The following is a 15,498-nucleotide window of genomic DNA, read 5'->3' as shown; positions in this document are numbered from 1 at the left end:
CGAACATGAGTGCCATCAAGTACGACCTGGGTTCAGACCAGATCCTGACCCTCACCATCGACATGCCGAACCAGTCCGCCAACACCATGAATACGGACTTCCGCGCTGGGCTGTCCGAAACCGTTAGCCGGGTAAAGGACGACCTCGACAACATTCGCGGGATCATCATCACCTCGGCCAAGAAAACCTTCTTCGCCGGCGGCGATCTCAAGGAACTGCACAGCGTCACCCGGGACCAGGCCCAGGAATTCGAAGACATGGTCAACGGCCTGAAGTCTGACCTGCGCTTCCTGGAAACCACCGGCAAACCCCTGGTGGCGGCGATCAACGGTACGGCTCTCGGTGGCGGCCTGGAAATCGCCCTGGCCTGCCATCACCGCATTGCCCTGGATGACGACAGCATCCACCTGGGCCTGCCGGAAGTCACCCTGGGCCTGCTGCCCGGTGGCGGTGGCACCCAGCGACTGCCCCGGATGATCGGTCTGGAAGCGGCCTTCCCCTTCCTCATGGAAGGCAAGAAGGTGAACCCCAAAGCCGCCCTCAACGCCGGCATCGTGGATGAACTGGTCAGCGCCCCGGAGGAACTGCTGAGCACCGCCCGGGCCTTTATCGAGGCGCATCCGGAGAAACAGCAGCCCTGGGATCAGAAAGGCTTCAGGTTCCCCGGCGGTGCGCCGCACCACCCGGCCATGGCCCAGAAACTCTCCATTGCCCCGGCCATGCTCAAACAGAAAACCAAAGGCTGTTACCCGGCGCCTGAACGTATCCTGTCTGCCGCCGTGGAAGGCGCGCAGGTGGATTTTGATAATGGCAGCCTGATCGAGACCCGTTATTTCACCGAACTGGTGGTGGGCCAGGTCGCCAAGAACATGACCGGCACCTTCTGGTTCCAGCTCAACGCCATCAAAGCGGGTGGCAGCCGGCCGGACGGCGTTGACCGTGCAACCTTCAGCAAGGTGGGCGTACTGGGGGCCGGCATGATGGGGGCCGGCATTGCCTATGCCACAGCCGTTCGTGGCGTCGACGTTGTGCTCAAGGATGTGTCCGTGGAAAACGCGGAGAAAGGCAAACGCTATTCAGAGCAGCTGCTGGACAAGAAAGTCAGCCGGGGCCGCATGACCGATGAGCAGAAAACCGCCATCCTGGACCGGATCAAGCCAACGGCTTCTGCAGACGATCTTGAGGGTTGCGACCTGATTATCGAGGCTGTGTTCGAGGACAGCGAGCTGAAAGGCAAGGTAACCCGGGAAGCGGAGCCGAAAATGGTAGCCAACGGCATCTTCGCCTCTAACACCTCCACCATACCGATTACCCAGCTGGCCGAAGCCTCCGGCAAGCCCGAGAACTTCATTGGCCTGCACTTTTTCTCGCCGGTGGACAAGATGCAGCTGGTGGAGATCATCGTGGGAGCCAAAACCTCCGATGACACCCTGGCCCGGGCGTTCGACTACGTCCAGCAGATCGGCAAGATCCCGATCGTGGTGAATGACAGCCGCGGTTTCTTCACCTCCCGGGTATTCGGCACCTTCGTCAACGAAGGGATTGCAATGCTCGGCGAAGGCATCCATCCCTCCAGCATTGAAAACGCGGGCTTACTCGCTGGCATGCCGGTGGGGCCGCTGGCCATTTCCGACGAAGTCAGCATGACCCTCATGCAGCACATCCGGGACCAGAGTCGCAAAGACACCGAGGCAACCGGGGGCACCTGGAACGCCCATCCCGCCGAGGCGATCATCGATGCGATGGTCAACGAACATGGCCGCAAGGGCAAGGCGACCGGTGCAGGCTTCTATGAGTACCCGGACAAGGGCAAGAAGTACCTCTGGCCGGAGCTTGAAAACCTGTTCGTGGACCAGGACAAGGCCCGCGCCACCTCACTGCAGGACCTCAAGGACCGAATCCTGTTCATTCAGGCAATCGAGACCGTGCGCTGCCTGGAAGAAGGTGTGCTCAGAACCGTGGAGGATGCCAACATCGGCAGCATCTTCGGTATCGGCTATGCACCCTGGACAGGTGGTGCTATCCAGTTCATCAACCAGTACGGCGTGCGCGCCTTCACCGAGCGTGCCAAAGAGCTGGAATCGCAATTCGGCGAGCGTTTTGCGCCTCCGCGCATGCTCCTGGAGAAGGCCGAGACCAACACAAAGTTCGCCTGATCCCACCCCGCCAGCGGGTGTTATTCACCCGCTGGCACTCTGTTCTGCCGTTTTGCCCTTCCCGGTTACCAACCTGACCATTTCATGGACAGATTGTCACGAACCGATACTCCCTGCCTATGGCAACGGAGATAGCGCTTGCCTACAATAAATTTATCGCTCACGGGTTCGGCGCTGCCAGTATTTGGCCGTCGATTACCCAGCACCGTCAGGTAAGTATTTATGACCATCGCGGAAAACATGATGTCCCGTAGCCGTCCATTCACTGGTCGGGGAAAAGGCCTTTGCCGTGCCCTTGCCATTGCACTGCTGGTCTCGACGCCATTGGGACTGCAGGCAAAGCCGGACGACAGCAAGGTCTACGAACCGGTTGCCCCGACCATTGACCAGGCCCGGGCCAATATCCTGATTGCCCGCCAGTTGCAGTTCACCCATTTCCGCGACCTGGGAATCAGTGATGAGCTTTCCGGGGACGTTTTCAGCGCTTACCTGGAATACCTTGATGGACAGAAGATTTACCTTACCCAGGAGGACATCCGACGGTTTGACCGGGTGAAATCCCAGCTCGGCTCCGCCCTGAAAACCGGCCAGCTGCAGCCGGGCTTTGATATCTATAACCTGGTTCAGCAACGCATTATCGAACGCCTCCAGTTCGCCCTGAAAACGCTGGACCAGGGGCTGGAGAACCTGGATTTTTCCGCCAATGAAACTATCCTGCTGGACCGTTCCGAAGCGGACTGGGAGCCCGACCAGGCCGCTCTGGACAATCTCTGGGTCAAACGCATCAAGAATGCGGTACTGGCGCAGCGGCTGAACGGCACCGAGGATGACAAGATCGAGGAGAGCCTGCGCCAGCGCTACGAGGGCCAGCTCAAGCGTGCCTACCAGGCCCGCAGCGAGGATGCTTTCCAGGCCTACATGAATGCCTTTACCGGCATGTGGGACCCGCACACTTCCTATTTCTCTCCCCGCACCTCCGAGAACTTCAACATCAACATGAGTCTCTCCCTCGAAGGTATCGGCGCGGTGCTGCAATCGGATAACGAGTTCACCAAGGTGGTTCGCCTGGTGCCCGGTGGTCCTGCCTCCAAACAGGGCCAGCTGCAGCCGGCCGACCGGATCGTTGCCGTTGGCCAGGAAGGCGAAAAAACGGTGAACGTCATTGGCTGGCGCCTGGATGAAGTGGTGGACCTGATCCGTGGGCCCCGTGATTCCGTGGTGACCCTGGAGGTGATTCCCGCCAACGCTTCCGACGAGACCGTTACCAAATCCATCGCCATCAAGCGCGACGAAGTGAAACTCGAGGAACAGAGCGCCAGCAAGGACGTGATCGAACTTGAGCGTGGCGGCGAGGACTACAAGGTAGGCGTGATCACCATCCCCACCTTCTATGCCGATTTCCAGGCCATGCAGGCCGGCGATCCGAACTACAAGAGCACCACCCGGGATGTGCGCAAGCTGATCGGGGAGTTGCAGGAAGACGGCGTCGACGGCCTGGTGGTTGACCTGCGCAACAACGGCGGTGGCGCGCTGCACGAAGCGAATGACCTGGTTGGCCTGTTTATCGACAAAGGCCCCACGGTGCAGATCCGCAATGCCAACAACGATGTCCAGGTCCTCAACGACGAGGATCCGTCTGTCGCCTATGACGGCCCGCTGGTCGTACTGGTCAACCGTATGAGTGCCTCGGCATCGGAGATTTTCGCCGGCGCGATCCAGGACTATGGCCGCGGGCTCGTCGTGGGCTCACAGACCTTCGGTAAAGGTACCGTACAGGCGGTTCGCCCGCTGAATCACGGTCAGCTGAAGATCACCCAGTCCAAGTTCTACCGGGTATCCGGCGGCTCAACCCAGCACAAGGGCGTGATTCCGGATATCGAGATACCCTCCCGGATAGACAAGACCCGGATCGGCGAGGATGCACTGGACCACGCCCTGCCCTGGGATCAGATCGAGGCGGTGCCCCACACCCGCTATTTTGATTTCAGCGGGATCATAGGTGAATTGCGCAAACGCCACGAGTCCCGGTTTGACACCAGTCCCGAGTTCAAGCTGCTTCAGCGGGAAATCGAATTCCTTGAAAAGCAGCGGCAACTGGAAGCCGTCAGCCTGAACTTCGACGAACGCAAGGCCCAGCACGAACAGATCGAGCGTACCCGCCTGACCATTGCCAATGCCCGCCGGCAACTGCGCGGTGAAGAACCGTTTGACTCCCTGGAGGCCCTGGAAGACTGGCAGGACGCCCAGGCCGCCGATCTGGATACCACCGATGAGGAACTGGACTTCGTGATCCGGGAAGGCGGCCACATCATGGCGGATATGCTGGAACTGGACCAGCAGATGGCCTCCATCCTGCAGCGCCGGCACTTTGCGGTCCAGGCCCCGGCCCAGTAAACCAGCGGCCACGTTTATGACCTCCAGGAAGGAAGAGTCGAAAATCAGCCAGCAGAATGCCTGGGAGATCCGCGACATGCTGCTGGATGCACTCCACGCCATGAAGTCCATGGAGAAAGTGGAGGCCATCGAGACCTCCGTAGCACCGGGAAAAGCTCCGGAGGGTCTGGTGGACCGGATCTACCAGCTTACCGGCTCAGCCCTTCGCTTCGGCGCCCGGGCCACCGACACCTCACTGCGATTCGGTCGCGCCCTGATCAACTCCCAGGAACAGCTTCGGGCCATGCTGATCGCCGGCCAGTCCCTGAAGGATATCCGGGAAGTGGCTGGGCTTACACTGACGGAAATGAGCGAGGCGCTCAATCTCAAGGACAAATCGGTGCTCGAGGCCATCGAGAACGGCACCGCCACCCTCTCCTTCGAACTGATCCTGCGCCTGGCGGCCCTGATTGCCCGCAATGACCCCATCCCCTTCATCATGCGCACAACCCGGAACTACAACCCGGAAGTGTGGAAAATACTGAACGATTGGGGTGTAGGCAGACTGCCGCTGCAGTTCGAACGGGAGCGAGATTTCATCAACATCTTCCGCCGCCACGATGACGCACGGAACCTGTCCGATGAGGGCTTCCGGCGGGTCCTGGAATTCACCCGCCAGAGCTTCGAGATGTCCCTCCACTTCGTGGAGGAACAGGAGCAGGAAGTCCGCCGACTGAAAGCCCTCTACGAGGGCGAGGGCGAGGACGACACCTCAACCAAATAGCGCTCGCATCCCCGTGATATTGGGGTTGTGGATGACGCCTTTCTCCGTGACGATGACATCGATCAGGCTGGCCGGAGTCACATCAAACACCGGGTTGAAGACCAGCACGCCCGGCGGCGCCAGCGGAATCCCCCGGATTTCGCGCACTTCGGTGCCGTCCCGCTCCTCAATGGGTATGTCGCGGCCGGAAGCCAGGGACATATCCACCGTGCTGGAGGGTGCCACCACCATGAATCCCACCTTATGGTGCCGGGCCAGTACCGCGAGGCTGTAGGTGCCGATCTTGTTGGCGACATCACCGTTGGCGGTAATCCGGTCTGCACCCACCACGATCCATTTCACCTTGCCGCTGGCAAGGATGGCAGCGGCCGCACCGTCGGCATTGAGAGTGACCGGAATACCCTCCCGGGACAGTTCCCAGGCCGTCAGGCGGCTGCCCTGCAACCAGGGCCGGGTCTCATCGGCATAAACCCGCCGCAGTAGCTTTTTCTCGTGCAACCGGCGGATGACCCCCAGGGCGGTGCCGTAACCGCCGGTGGCCAGAGCCCCGGTATTGCAATGGGTCAGTACCGATATCGGCTTGTCCGGGTTCATGAATTCCAGGGCATGATCCGCCATGGCGAAATTGGCTTCGAGATCTTCCTCGTGGATGCTTTGGGCCTCTGAGGCCAGGCGTTTGACGGCCTCATCCAGAGAATGGCACTCATGGAACACCCTCTCCATCCGCTGCAACGCCCAGAACAGGTTCACCGCCGTCGGCCGGGATTCCGCCAGCTCACGAATGGCCTGCCGGATCTCCGCCTTCCAGTCGCCGCCACCGGCGTGACGGGCCGCCAGGGCGACGCCGTAAGCGGCACTGATACCGATCGCCGGGGCACCCCGCACGACCATGTCCCGGATACACTGGGCAACGCCAGAAGCGCCTTCCGAAGTAATCCAGTGTTCCTCCGTGGGCAGCAGCCGCTGATCCAGCAACTCCAGGGAGTCCCCGTGCCAGCGCATGGCCACGGTACCGATGTTGCGTTCATCCGGACGGAATTCATTCGCCATAAACGTGCTCCGTGTCAGTGCTTCAAAAGCCGGCAGTATAGCGGTGATGGCGGGGGAAGCATCCCGAAAATTTTACCTCTGTATTCAGAGTTGGTACCAACCATCGCATTAAACAAGTCCCCGGGTAGTCCTTGCCGCAGCCACTGGTTATACTTTCGGGCTACATTTCATTCCGGAGCGCACAGGCTGCGCCCAACGCTGTAAGGCAGGTCAATGACGGCAGAAATCATCACCACCGCGGCCGATATCCGAATCAATGCCAGATGGGTGATTCCCATCGAACCCGCCGGCGTCATCCTGGAGAACCACGCCCTCATCCTTCAGGGCTCCCGAATCCTGGCCCTGCTCCCTCAGGACGAGGCGGACCGTGATTACCGGACCAGGGAAACCATTGATCTGCCCGATCACGTGGTCATGCCCGGCCTGATCAACATGCACGGCCACGCCGCCATGTCCCTGTTCCGGGGCATGGCCGACGACCTGCCCCTGATGACCTGGCTGAACGATCACATCTGGCCGGCAGAGCACCAGTTCATTGGCGAGCAATTCATCGCTGACGGCACCCAACTGGCCATGGCCGAGATGCTGCGGACCGGCACGACCACCTTCTCCGACATGTACTTCTTCCCGGAAATCGTGGCCCAGGCCGCCCACGATGTGGGCATGCGGGCGCAGGTGTGTTTCCCGCTGATCGACTTCCCCACCGCCTGGGGCTCGGGGCCAGAGGAGTACCTGCGAAAGGGGGCGGATCTGATCGAGGCCTGGAAGGACGACGAATACATCACGCCCGCCATCGGTCCCCACGCGCCTTACACTGTTTCCGACGGCCCCCTGGGCGACGCGGTGGCACTGTCGGAGGCCACTGGCGCCCGGATCCAGATTCACCTGCACGAGACCGCCTTTGAAGTAACGGATGCCGTCGAGAAGTTCGGCCAGCGGCCGACAGCGCGCATCGAGGAGAAAGGCCTACTCGGACCGAACACCCAATGCGTGCATATGACCCAGATCGATGATTCCGACATCGAACGGCTGACCACCAGCGGGGCCCATGTCATTCACTGCCCCGAATCCAATCTGAAGCTCGCCAGCGGTTTCTGCCCGGTGCAGAAACTCATGGACCACGGCATCAATGTCGCCATCGGCACCGACGGCGCAGCCAGCAACAACGATCTGGACCTGTTCGGCGAACTCCGCAGCGCCGCCATGGTAGCCAAGGCTGTCGCCGGTGACGCCGCGGCCCTGTCCGCCCACCAGGCGCTGGCCATGGCCACCATCAATGGCGCCCGGGCCCTGGGCCGGGAACACGATCTGGGTTCCCTGGTGCCTGGCAAACTGGCGGATGTCATTGCCATTGACCTCAGCGACCCGTTCCTGCAGCCGGTCTACGACCCGGCTTCCCATCTGGTCTACAGCAACCACGCCCGGGCAGTAAGCCATAGCTGGATTCACGGCGTACCTCAGTTACAGGAAGGCAAACTGACCCGTATCGATGTGGCCGACCTCATGCTAAGGGTCAATGACTGGCGTGACCGTATCCGGCAATATCAGGCCCAATAACCGAATTCAGACGTTTTCCAGGCAGAGACCAACATGACCAATCAGAACGTAGACCGGAATGAAATTGCCAAATTCGAGGCCCTGGCCAGCCGCTGGTGGGATCCCTCGAGCGAGTTCAAGCCCCTGCACGACATCAACCCGCTGCGGCTGAACTACATTGACGAGCGGGTATCCCTCGCCGGCAAGAAGGTGCTGGACGTGGGTTGCGGCGGTGGGCTGCTGTCCGAAGGCATGGCCCAGCGCGGGGCCCATGTGACCGGCATCGACATGGGCGAAGCGCCCCTGTCCGTGGCCAAACTCCACGGCCTGGAAAGTGGCATCAAGGTGGACTACCGGCAAACCACGGTCGAGGACCTGGCCCGTGACGCGGACCAGGCCGGCCAGTACGACGTGGTCACCTGCCTGGAAATGCTCGAACACGTGCCGGACCCGGCCTCGGTGATCAGGGCCTGCGCTGCAATGCTCAAACCCGGCGGGCACCTGTTTGTGTCCACGATCAACCGGAACCCCAAGTCATTTCTGTTTGCCATCGTCGGCGCCGAGTACGTGCTGAACATGCTTCCCAAGGGCACCCACGAGTGGAAGAAGTTTATCCGTCCGTCGGAGATGTCCGATCACCTGCGCCACGCCGGCCTGGAAGTGCAGGAACTTACCGGCATGACCTACAACCCGATCACCAAGGTCTACAAACTCGGCCGGGACGTGGACGTGAACTACCTCATGCACGCCAGGGATTCCCGTGACGACTGATCCGAAACCTTCCGTGGTGCTGTTCGACCTGGACGGCACCCTGATCGACACGGCACCGGATTTCATCCGCTGCCTGAACCAGCTGCGGGAACAGCACGGTCTCGCGCCGCTACCTCCGGAACAGATCCGCCGCTCCGTCTCCAACGGCGCCCGGGCCATGATACGGGTGGGCTTCGGCCTGGAACCGGAACACCCGGATTACACGGAAAAGCACACCGCCTTCCTGGATCTCTACGAAGCCGGCGTCGCCGTCGAGACCACCCTGTTCAAGGGGATGGATGAACTCCTTCAGAGCCTTGAGGAACGGGACATTCCCTGGGGCATTGTCACCAACAAGCCGGTGCGCTTTGCTGCCCCACTTGTCGAGGCACTTGGCCTGGCCCGGCGCTGCGCCGCGGTGGTCTGCCCGGACCATGTGGCCCAGCGCAAACCCCATCCGGAAGCCCTGTTCCTGGCCTGCACTCAAATCGGGGCACAACCGGAGACCGCCATTTACGTGGGCGACCACGAGCGGGATATCGAGGCCGGTCGTAACGCCGGCATGCGGACCATCGCCGTACGTTACGGTTACATCGAGGAGCCGGAGACGGTTGATTTATGGCAAGCCGACCTCATAGCCGATACCGTCAGCGATCTGGCAAAGCTGTTACAATAGCGCATCAAATGAATCCGTACCCGGCATACAGACCGGCAACAACCTGAAACGGAGACAGGTTATGCAAGATTACCAAGCACCCGCCGATCTTCTGCAGGACCGCATCGTGATGGTGACGGGTGCCGGCAGCGGAATCGGACGTGCCGCCGCCAAGGCCTATGCAGCCCATGGCGCCACCGTGATCCTGGTGGGTCGTACCGTGTCGAAGCTTGAGGAGGTCTACGACGAGATCGAGGCCGCCGGGCACCCCAAGCCGGCCATCGTGCCGATGAATTTCGAAGGCGCTGCGGTGAAGGAATACGAAGAGCTGGCGATGACCATCGAGGACAACTTCGGCCGGCTGGACGGCCTGCTGCATAATGCTGCCATCCTCGGCAACCGCAGCCCGGTGGAGTTGTATGACCCGGAAATGTGGAACAAGGTGATGCACGTGAACGCCACAGCTCCGTTCCTGCTGAGCCGCGCCATGATTCCACTGCTCCGGAAGTCCGATAATGCCTCGGTGGTTTTCACCTCTTCCGGGGTGGGGCGTAAAGCCAAGGCCTACTGGGGCGCCTACGCCGTCTCCAAGTTCGCCGTTGAGGGCCTGAGCCAGCTTCTGGCCGATGAGCTGGATGACGAGCGCCACAAAATCCGCGTCAACAGCCTGAATCCGGGTGCCACCCGGACCAATATGCGCGCCAAAGCCTACCCTGCGGAAAACCCGCAGCAGAACCCGGCGCCGGAAGACCTGATGCCCATCTACCTGTACCTGATGGGCAAGGACAGCCAGGGCGTCAACGGCCAACAACTGGACGCGCAGCCCAAGAAATAATGGAACTGTATTTTTACACCACATACCAGTGCCACCTGTGCGAACTGGCGGAAGCCCTGCTGGTGAACACGCCCATGCCGGAGCCGATTCCGGTGGACGTGGTGGACATTGCCCAGTCTGAAGAGCTGGTTGAACGTTACGGCACCCGGATTCCGGTATTGCGCCGTAACGACACCGGTGCGGAGCTGGACTGGCCATTTACCAGGGACCAGTTACTGACCTTTCTGCAATGAGGATTTCCTGACATGTTGATGGTTATCTCCCCTGCCAAGACGCTGGACTACGAGAGTCCGCTGGCAACGGAAAGCTACACCCAGCCGGACTTCCTGGACGATGCCTGCGAACTGATTGACCAGCTCAAGGAACTGGAGCCACACCAAATCAGCAACCTGATGAGCATCAGCGACAAGCTGGGCCAGCTCAACGCGGAGCGGTTCCGCACCTGGCACACACCGTTCACGCCGGAGAATGCCCGCCAGGCGGTGCTGGCTTTCAAGGGTGACGTATACACGGGTCTGGACGCCGGGAGCTTCAGCGAGGAGGATTTCGCCTTTGCCCAGGAACATCTGCGCATGCTGTCGGGTCTGTATGGCATCCTCCGGCCACTGGACCTGATGCAGCCCTACCGGCTGGAGATGGGTACGAAGTTCGAGAACAACCGGGGCAAGGATCTCTATGCCTTCTGGGGCAACAAGATCACCGACGAGATCAATCGCCTGATGGCCGAGGATGACGGCGTACTGGTGAACCTGGCCTCCAACGAGTACTTCAAGAGTGTGAAGAAGAAAGAACTCGATGGCCGGCTCATTACGCCCCAATTCAAGGACTGGAAGAACGGCCAGTACAAGATGATCAGCTTCTACGCCAAGAAAGCCCGGGGCCTGATGTGCCGCTATGCGATCCAGAATCGCATCACCCAGGCCGACGACCTCAAGGGTTTCAATCTCGAAGGCTACTATTTCAGCGAAGACCAGTCCGACAAGAACAACTGGGTTTTCCTGCGCGACGAACAGTAATTTCAGTTGTTATCGGAGTCATCAATGAACGAAGCAGTCTTTTCCCAGATCGCCATGCTGGTGTTTCTGACCGGCCTGATTGTCTGGATGGGTTTCATCGTCTGGGATCTCGCCAAGAAGTCCCAGGCTGGCCGGTTCGGCACCATGGCCCTGTTTACCGTACTCGGCGCCGGCGTCGTCGGCTTTATCGTCAAAACGGTGCTGGTCGAGATCATGCAAATATAGCGTGATACCCGTCACTTTACGGCCACCGCCCGGTGGCCGTATCATCCTTCCCCCCTTTTCGAACCATCACCGATTCAAATCAAGAGCAAGGACCGAACCTGATGTGGTTTCGTAACGCCCGTGTATTCCGTTTTACCAAGCCGTTCGACATCTCCCCTGAAGAGCTGGAAGAGAAGCTGCAGGCCGATGCCTTCAAACCCTGCGGTCCCCAGGAAACCAGCCGGCAGGGTTGGGTGGCGCCGCTGGGCAAGCACGGCGAGCAACTGGTGCACAGCGCCAACGGCTACCACCTGATCTCCCTGCGCAAGGAAGAGAAGATCCTGCCGGGCCCCGTGGTGAAGGAAGCCGTGGAAGAGCGAGCCGAAGCTATTGAAATCGAGCAGGGCCGCAAGGTGCGTCGCAAGGAGAAGGACGAAATCAAGGAACAGGTGATGCTGGAAATGCTGCCCCAGGCATTCTCCAAAAACCGCCGCTGCTACGCCTACCTGGCGCCCCAGGACGGTGTTCTGGTGGTGGACGCCGGTTCCGCCAAGCAGGCGGAAGACCTGGCCTCTACCCTGCGCAAGAGCCTGGGCTCCCTGCCGGTTCGTCCGCCTGCGGTGGAGCAGTCCCCCGCGTTCACCTTCACCGGCTGGCTGAACGAAACCATCGACCTGCCCGCCAGCATTGCCCTGGGTAGCGAGTGTGAGCTGAAAGATCCCTCCGAGGATGGCGGCGTGGTGCGCTGCAAGGGCCTGGATCTCAAAGCCGACGAAATCCGCAACCACCTGGAAGCTGGCATGCAGGTCACCAAGCTTGCCGTGACCTGGGACGACAATGTTTCCTTCGTGCTGGACGAGGAGCTGGGTATCCGCCGCCTGAAGTTTGGCGAAACCCTGCAGGACCAGCTGGATGATGTGGATGCCGATGACGCAGTGGCGAAGTTTGACGCCGCCTTCAGCCTGATGACCCTGGAGCTGTCCCGGATGATTCCGGGGCTGCTGGAAGCCCTCGGGGGCGAGGATCGCTCGGCGATTGTCGAGGAGTGAGGTGTGAACATGGGGTCAGATGAAGGCTTTCATCAGACCCCGGCTTGGGCGCGAGCTTAAGCACAAGGGTCTGAAGAACTCGTTCTTCTGACCCCGGCTTTGGGCAGAAACTGCGGGGGCAGAGTCGGGCGTGAAGTTGGGGTCAGATGAAAGCCTTCATCTGACCCCGTCTTGGGCGAGAACTCCGGGGCAGAGGTGAACTTGAAAGTGGGGTCAGATGAACGCTTTCATCTGACCCCGTCTTAGAGATGCGCCCCGCGCTTCTTCAGCCGCTCCTTCTGCCAATCCTTCTCCGGCTCGTTCAGCACCAGGCGAAGATCCATCACCTCTTCTTCGGTGTTGTACTTGATCTCGAAGCCCAGGTGCTCGGCCAGCTGCAACATCGGCCGGTTATCCGGGAGCACGTTGCCAACCATCTCCACAGTGCCCCGGGCGCGGCAGTAATCGATCATCTTCTGCATCAGGGCCACGCCCAGGCCCTCGCCTTTCATCTTGTCATCCACCATCACCGCAAACTCGCAGCGCAGGTTATCGGCGTCGGTCCAGGTGCGCACGGTGCCCAAGGTTTCCTCGCCCTCGCCATCCTCCCGGGGCGCGTTGGCGATGAACACCATCTCCCGGTCGTAGTCGATCTGCACCATCTGCGCCACGTCTTCCCGGGAGAAGTGTTTGCGGTATTGGAAGAACCGGTAGCGGATGGATTCCGGTGACTGGTGCTCGTGGAACTCCCGGTGCGCCGGCTCGTCCTCCGCCAGCACCGGCCGGATGATTACCCGGCGGCCGGATTTGGGCAGCACAATCCACTCCTCCAGTTCCCGGGGATAGGGCTGGATAATTGGCCTGGTCGGCGTGTCATCGAGATTGATGGCGATGTTGACCGCCACCGCCCCGCTCTCGTTGAACAGCAGCGGCGAGATCTCCAGCCCCTTGATCTCTGGAATGTCGATCACGATCTGGGACAGGGTCACCAGGGTCTCAGACACCGCCCGGATGTCCTCCTCCGGCTTCAGGCTGTGCTCGTTCAGGAGCTTGTACATGTAGGTGCGCCGCAGCAGTTCCCGGGCCAGGACCATGTTCAGCGGCGGCAGTGCAATCTGCCGGTCGGTCATGACATTGATCTGGGCGCCCGAGGCCCCACACACCACCAGCGGCCCGAATTCGGAATCCCGGGTAATGCCCACGCTGAATTCCACCCCGCCCACATGCTGGTAGGAGCGCTGGACCGCAAAACCCAGGAACCCGCTGTTGGGGAAATGCTCCTGGTACTCCTCCATCAGGAAGCGACAGGAGTCCATGATCGCCGCCTCGCTGTTGAGCTTCTGCACCGTGCCCTTGTAACGGCGCTGGGTCGGGCTCAGGTCCAGAAATGGGTGGCAGGCCTGCTCGTGCACGATGGTAATGTCCACCGGCCGGCGTTCCACCGCAAAGGCTTCCAGCACCTCTTCGATATCATCGCAGTAAATGGTATCAATGGTATTGATGCCGTAATCCCGGATCACGTCCCGGGCTTCCCGATTCGAGAGATGCATCCGCCCCGAGCGCAGGGCATTGGCCACCAGGCGGCGGGGCCGGGTCCGGTCGGCGAAATGATCGGTGAACGACTCCGGGGTCTCGGTTAGCAGGCGCTGCACCCGTTGGTGCCGGACATGCTGCATGAACGCCATCACCGCCTTCTCCGGATTGAAGAAGGATGGAAGCCCTGCCCGGTAGAATTCCTCCCGCGCTTCCATCACCGTGCTCTGACCCAGCCAGCAGGTAAACACGTTCAGGCGCGTCCCCTTCGAGGCCTGCACCACCGCATCGGCGATCTGCAGGCTGTCTTCGGTCAGACTGGGCGCGTACATCACCAGCACATTGGCCACCTCCGGGTCCTTGGCCAGGATCTTGATGGCCTGGCCATATAACTCCGGAGAGGCGTCGTAGTTGAGGTCGATGGGGTTCTTGCGGGTCCAGTACGGGGGCAGCAATTCGGCCAGGGATTCGATGCTCTGCTCCGACAACTCCGCCAGCTCACCGCCCAGGTCCGCCAACCGGTCCACCGCCAACACCCCCGGGCCGACACCGTTGGCCATGATGGCCAGAGACTCCCGGCGCAATGGGCGCATGCGGGTCAGGGTTTCCAGGGCGTCGAACATCTGCCCCAGACCATCCACCCGCAGCACACCGGCCCGCTGCAGCATGGCATCGTAGATCGGGTCACTGCGTTTCAGGCCGGCCGGCAGTTCGTGGTGGAACCATTCCGATTCGGGCACCCGGCCGGACTTCACCGCAATCACCGGCTTGGTGCGCGAAGCCACCCGAACCGCCGACATGAAGCGCCGGGGATTGGGCACGTTCTCGATGTGGAGGAGAATTGCCCGGGTCTGGGTGTCCTGGGCCAGGTAGTCGATCAGGTCGTCGTGATCGATATCCATGCCATCACCGAGGGTCAGGAAATAGGAGAACCCGACGCCCCGGGCAAACGCCCAGTCCAGCACCGAACTGGCGATGGTGCCGCTCTGCCCCACAAACGCCACACGCCCGGGAATGGCCCCCATGTGGGCGTAGGTGGCATTGAGACTACGAGCCGGTACCATCAGGCCGATGGTGTTCGGCCCCAGCACTCGGATACCGGTCTCCTTGGCGGCCTCGCGAACCGAGTACATCAGTGGCTGCCCGGTCTTGCTGTGGGTCCGGGACATGCCACCGGTCATCACGATGGCGGTTCGTACGCCGGCCTCGCCAAGGCGCTTGATGGTTTTTGCGACGGTATCGGGCGGGGTACAGATAATGGCCAGGTCCGGCGTGAAGTCCATCTTGGCCACCTTGGGCACGCAAGGCACACCATGAACGTTGTCGTAGCCGCTCTGGTTGATCACCAGGAGCTTTTCCGTGGGGTAGCCGCCACCGAGAAGGTTCCGCAGTACCATGCCACCGAGGTTGTCGGCGCGCTCGGAAGCACCGATCACGACAATAGAGCTCGGGTTGAAAAGACTTTCCAGGTAACGGGTGCTCAAGGCGGTCTCCTCAGACCAGCCCCCGCCGGGCCGGTTCAGGTGATAACGTCAATAAAACAGGTTACTTATCTGTGTACACCTTATCTTAGGCCTT

At 60.9% G+C, this 15,498-nt stretch carries 13 protein-coding genes; 11 read left to right on the top strand and 2 right to left on the bottom strand.

What is annotated here, in order from left to right; all coding sequences use genetic code 11:
• The first annotated feature begins 5 nt into the window (after window positions 1-5).
• From ACESMW_RS03590 to ACESMW_RS03580, 3 genes are all read left to right on the top strand, one after another.
• Window positions 6-2,156 (top strand): 3-hydroxyacyl-CoA dehydrogenase NAD-binding domain-containing protein, encoded by a 2,151-nt coding sequence (locus ACESMW_RS03590; protein WP_372985708.1) that lies wholly within the window; start codon window positions 6-8, stop codon window positions 2,154-2,156.
• A 222-nt stretch (window positions 2,157-2,378) separates the two neighbouring features.
• Window positions 2,379-4,550, top strand: coding sequence for a carboxy terminal-processing peptidase (locus tag ACESMW_RS03585; RefSeq protein ID WP_372985707.1), 2,172 nt, complete (start codon window positions 2,379-2,381; stop codon window positions 4,548-4,550).
• A gap of 16 nt (window positions 4,551-4,566) precedes the next feature.
• Entirely contained in the window at window positions 4,567-5,313 is a 747-nt protein-coding gene (locus ACESMW_RS03580; RefSeq protein ID WP_372985706.1) for a helix-turn-helix domain-containing protein, read from the top strand.
• On the opposite strand, the gene mtnA is transcribed toward ACESMW_RS03580, so the two are convergent.
• Entirely contained in the window at window positions 5,302-6,363 is a 1,062-nt protein-coding gene (mtnA, locus tag ACESMW_RS03575) for an S-methyl-5-thioribose-1-phosphate isomerase (protein ID WP_372985705.1), read from the bottom strand. The genes ACESMW_RS03580 and mtnA overlap by 12 nt on opposite strands.
• Window positions 6,364-6,576: 213 nt before the next feature.
• Between mtnA and ACESMW_RS03570 the strand changes: the two genes are divergently transcribed.
• The 8 genes from ACESMW_RS03570 to rdgC all read left to right on the top strand — a co-directional run bounded on the left by ACESMW_RS03570 (window position 6,577) and on the right by rdgC (window position 12,408).
• The gene (locus ACESMW_RS03570; RefSeq protein ID WP_372985704.1) at window positions 6,577-7,920 is read left to right on the top strand and encodes a TRZ/ATZ family hydrolase; all 1,344 of its coding nucleotides are present in this window, start codon (window positions 6,577-6,579) and stop codon (window positions 7,918-7,920) included.
• A 33-nt stretch (window positions 7,921-7,953) separates the two neighbouring features.
• Entirely contained in the window at window positions 7,954-8,670 is a 717-nt protein-coding gene (gene ubiG, locus ACESMW_RS03565; protein WP_372985703.1) for a bifunctional 2-polyprenyl-6-hydroxyphenol methylase/3-demethylubiquinol 3-O-methyltransferase UbiG, read from the top strand.
• Window positions 8,660-9,325, top strand: coding sequence for an HAD family hydrolase (locus tag ACESMW_RS03560; RefSeq protein WP_372985702.1), 666 nt, complete (start codon window positions 8,660-8,662; stop codon window positions 9,323-9,325). Before ubiG ends, ACESMW_RS03560 begins: the two co-directional genes overlap by 11 nt.
• 61 nt (window positions 9,326-9,386) lie before the next feature.
• Window positions 9,387-10,139, top strand: a complete 753-nt coding sequence (locus tag ACESMW_RS03555) for a YciK family oxidoreductase (protein WP_372985701.1) — start codon at window positions 9,387-9,389, stop codon at window positions 10,137-10,139.
• Complete coding sequence (locus ACESMW_RS03550; RefSeq protein ID WP_372985700.1) at window positions 10,139-10,372, top strand: glutaredoxin family protein; 234 nt, start codon at window positions 10,139-10,141, stop codon at window positions 10,370-10,372. The genes ACESMW_RS03555 and ACESMW_RS03550 overlap by 1 nt, the downstream gene beginning before the upstream one ends.
• A 12-nt stretch (window positions 10,373-10,384) precedes the next feature.
• Window positions 10,385-11,155, top strand: a complete 771-nt coding sequence (gene yaaA, locus ACESMW_RS03545) for a peroxide stress protein YaaA (protein ID WP_372985699.1) — start codon at window positions 10,385-10,387, stop codon at window positions 11,153-11,155.
• 24 nt (window positions 11,156-11,179) lie between these two features.
• Window positions 11,180-11,380 (top strand): DUF2788 domain-containing protein, encoded by a 201-nt coding sequence (locus ACESMW_RS03540; RefSeq protein ID WP_372985698.1) that lies wholly within the window; start codon window positions 11,180-11,182, stop codon window positions 11,378-11,380.
• A gap of 101 nt (window positions 11,381-11,481) precedes the next feature.
• Window positions 11,482-12,408 (top strand): recombination-associated protein RdgC, encoded by a 927-nt coding sequence (gene rdgC, locus ACESMW_RS03535; protein WP_372985697.1) that lies wholly within the window; start codon window positions 11,482-11,484, stop codon window positions 12,406-12,408.
• Between the two features lie 242 nt (window positions 12,409-12,650).
• Here rdgC and ACESMW_RS03530 read toward each other — a convergent pair whose 3' ends face one another.
• The gene (locus ACESMW_RS03530; protein WP_372985696.1) at window positions 12,651-15,404 is read right to left on the bottom strand and encodes a GNAT family N-acetyltransferase; all 2,754 of its coding nucleotides are present in this window, start codon (window positions 15,402-15,404) and stop codon (window positions 12,651-12,653) included.
• Window positions 15,405-15,498 lie beyond the last annotated feature (94 nt).

This window comes from Marinobacter sp., from assembly GCF_041690455.1.
In the GTDB taxonomy this organism is placed as follows: domain Bacteria; phylum Pseudomonadota; class Gammaproteobacteria; order Pseudomonadales; family Oleiphilaceae; genus Marinobacter.
The sequence above is the reverse complement of the archived record's forward strand: the minus strand, read 5'-3'. Positions and strand labels throughout refer to the sequence as shown.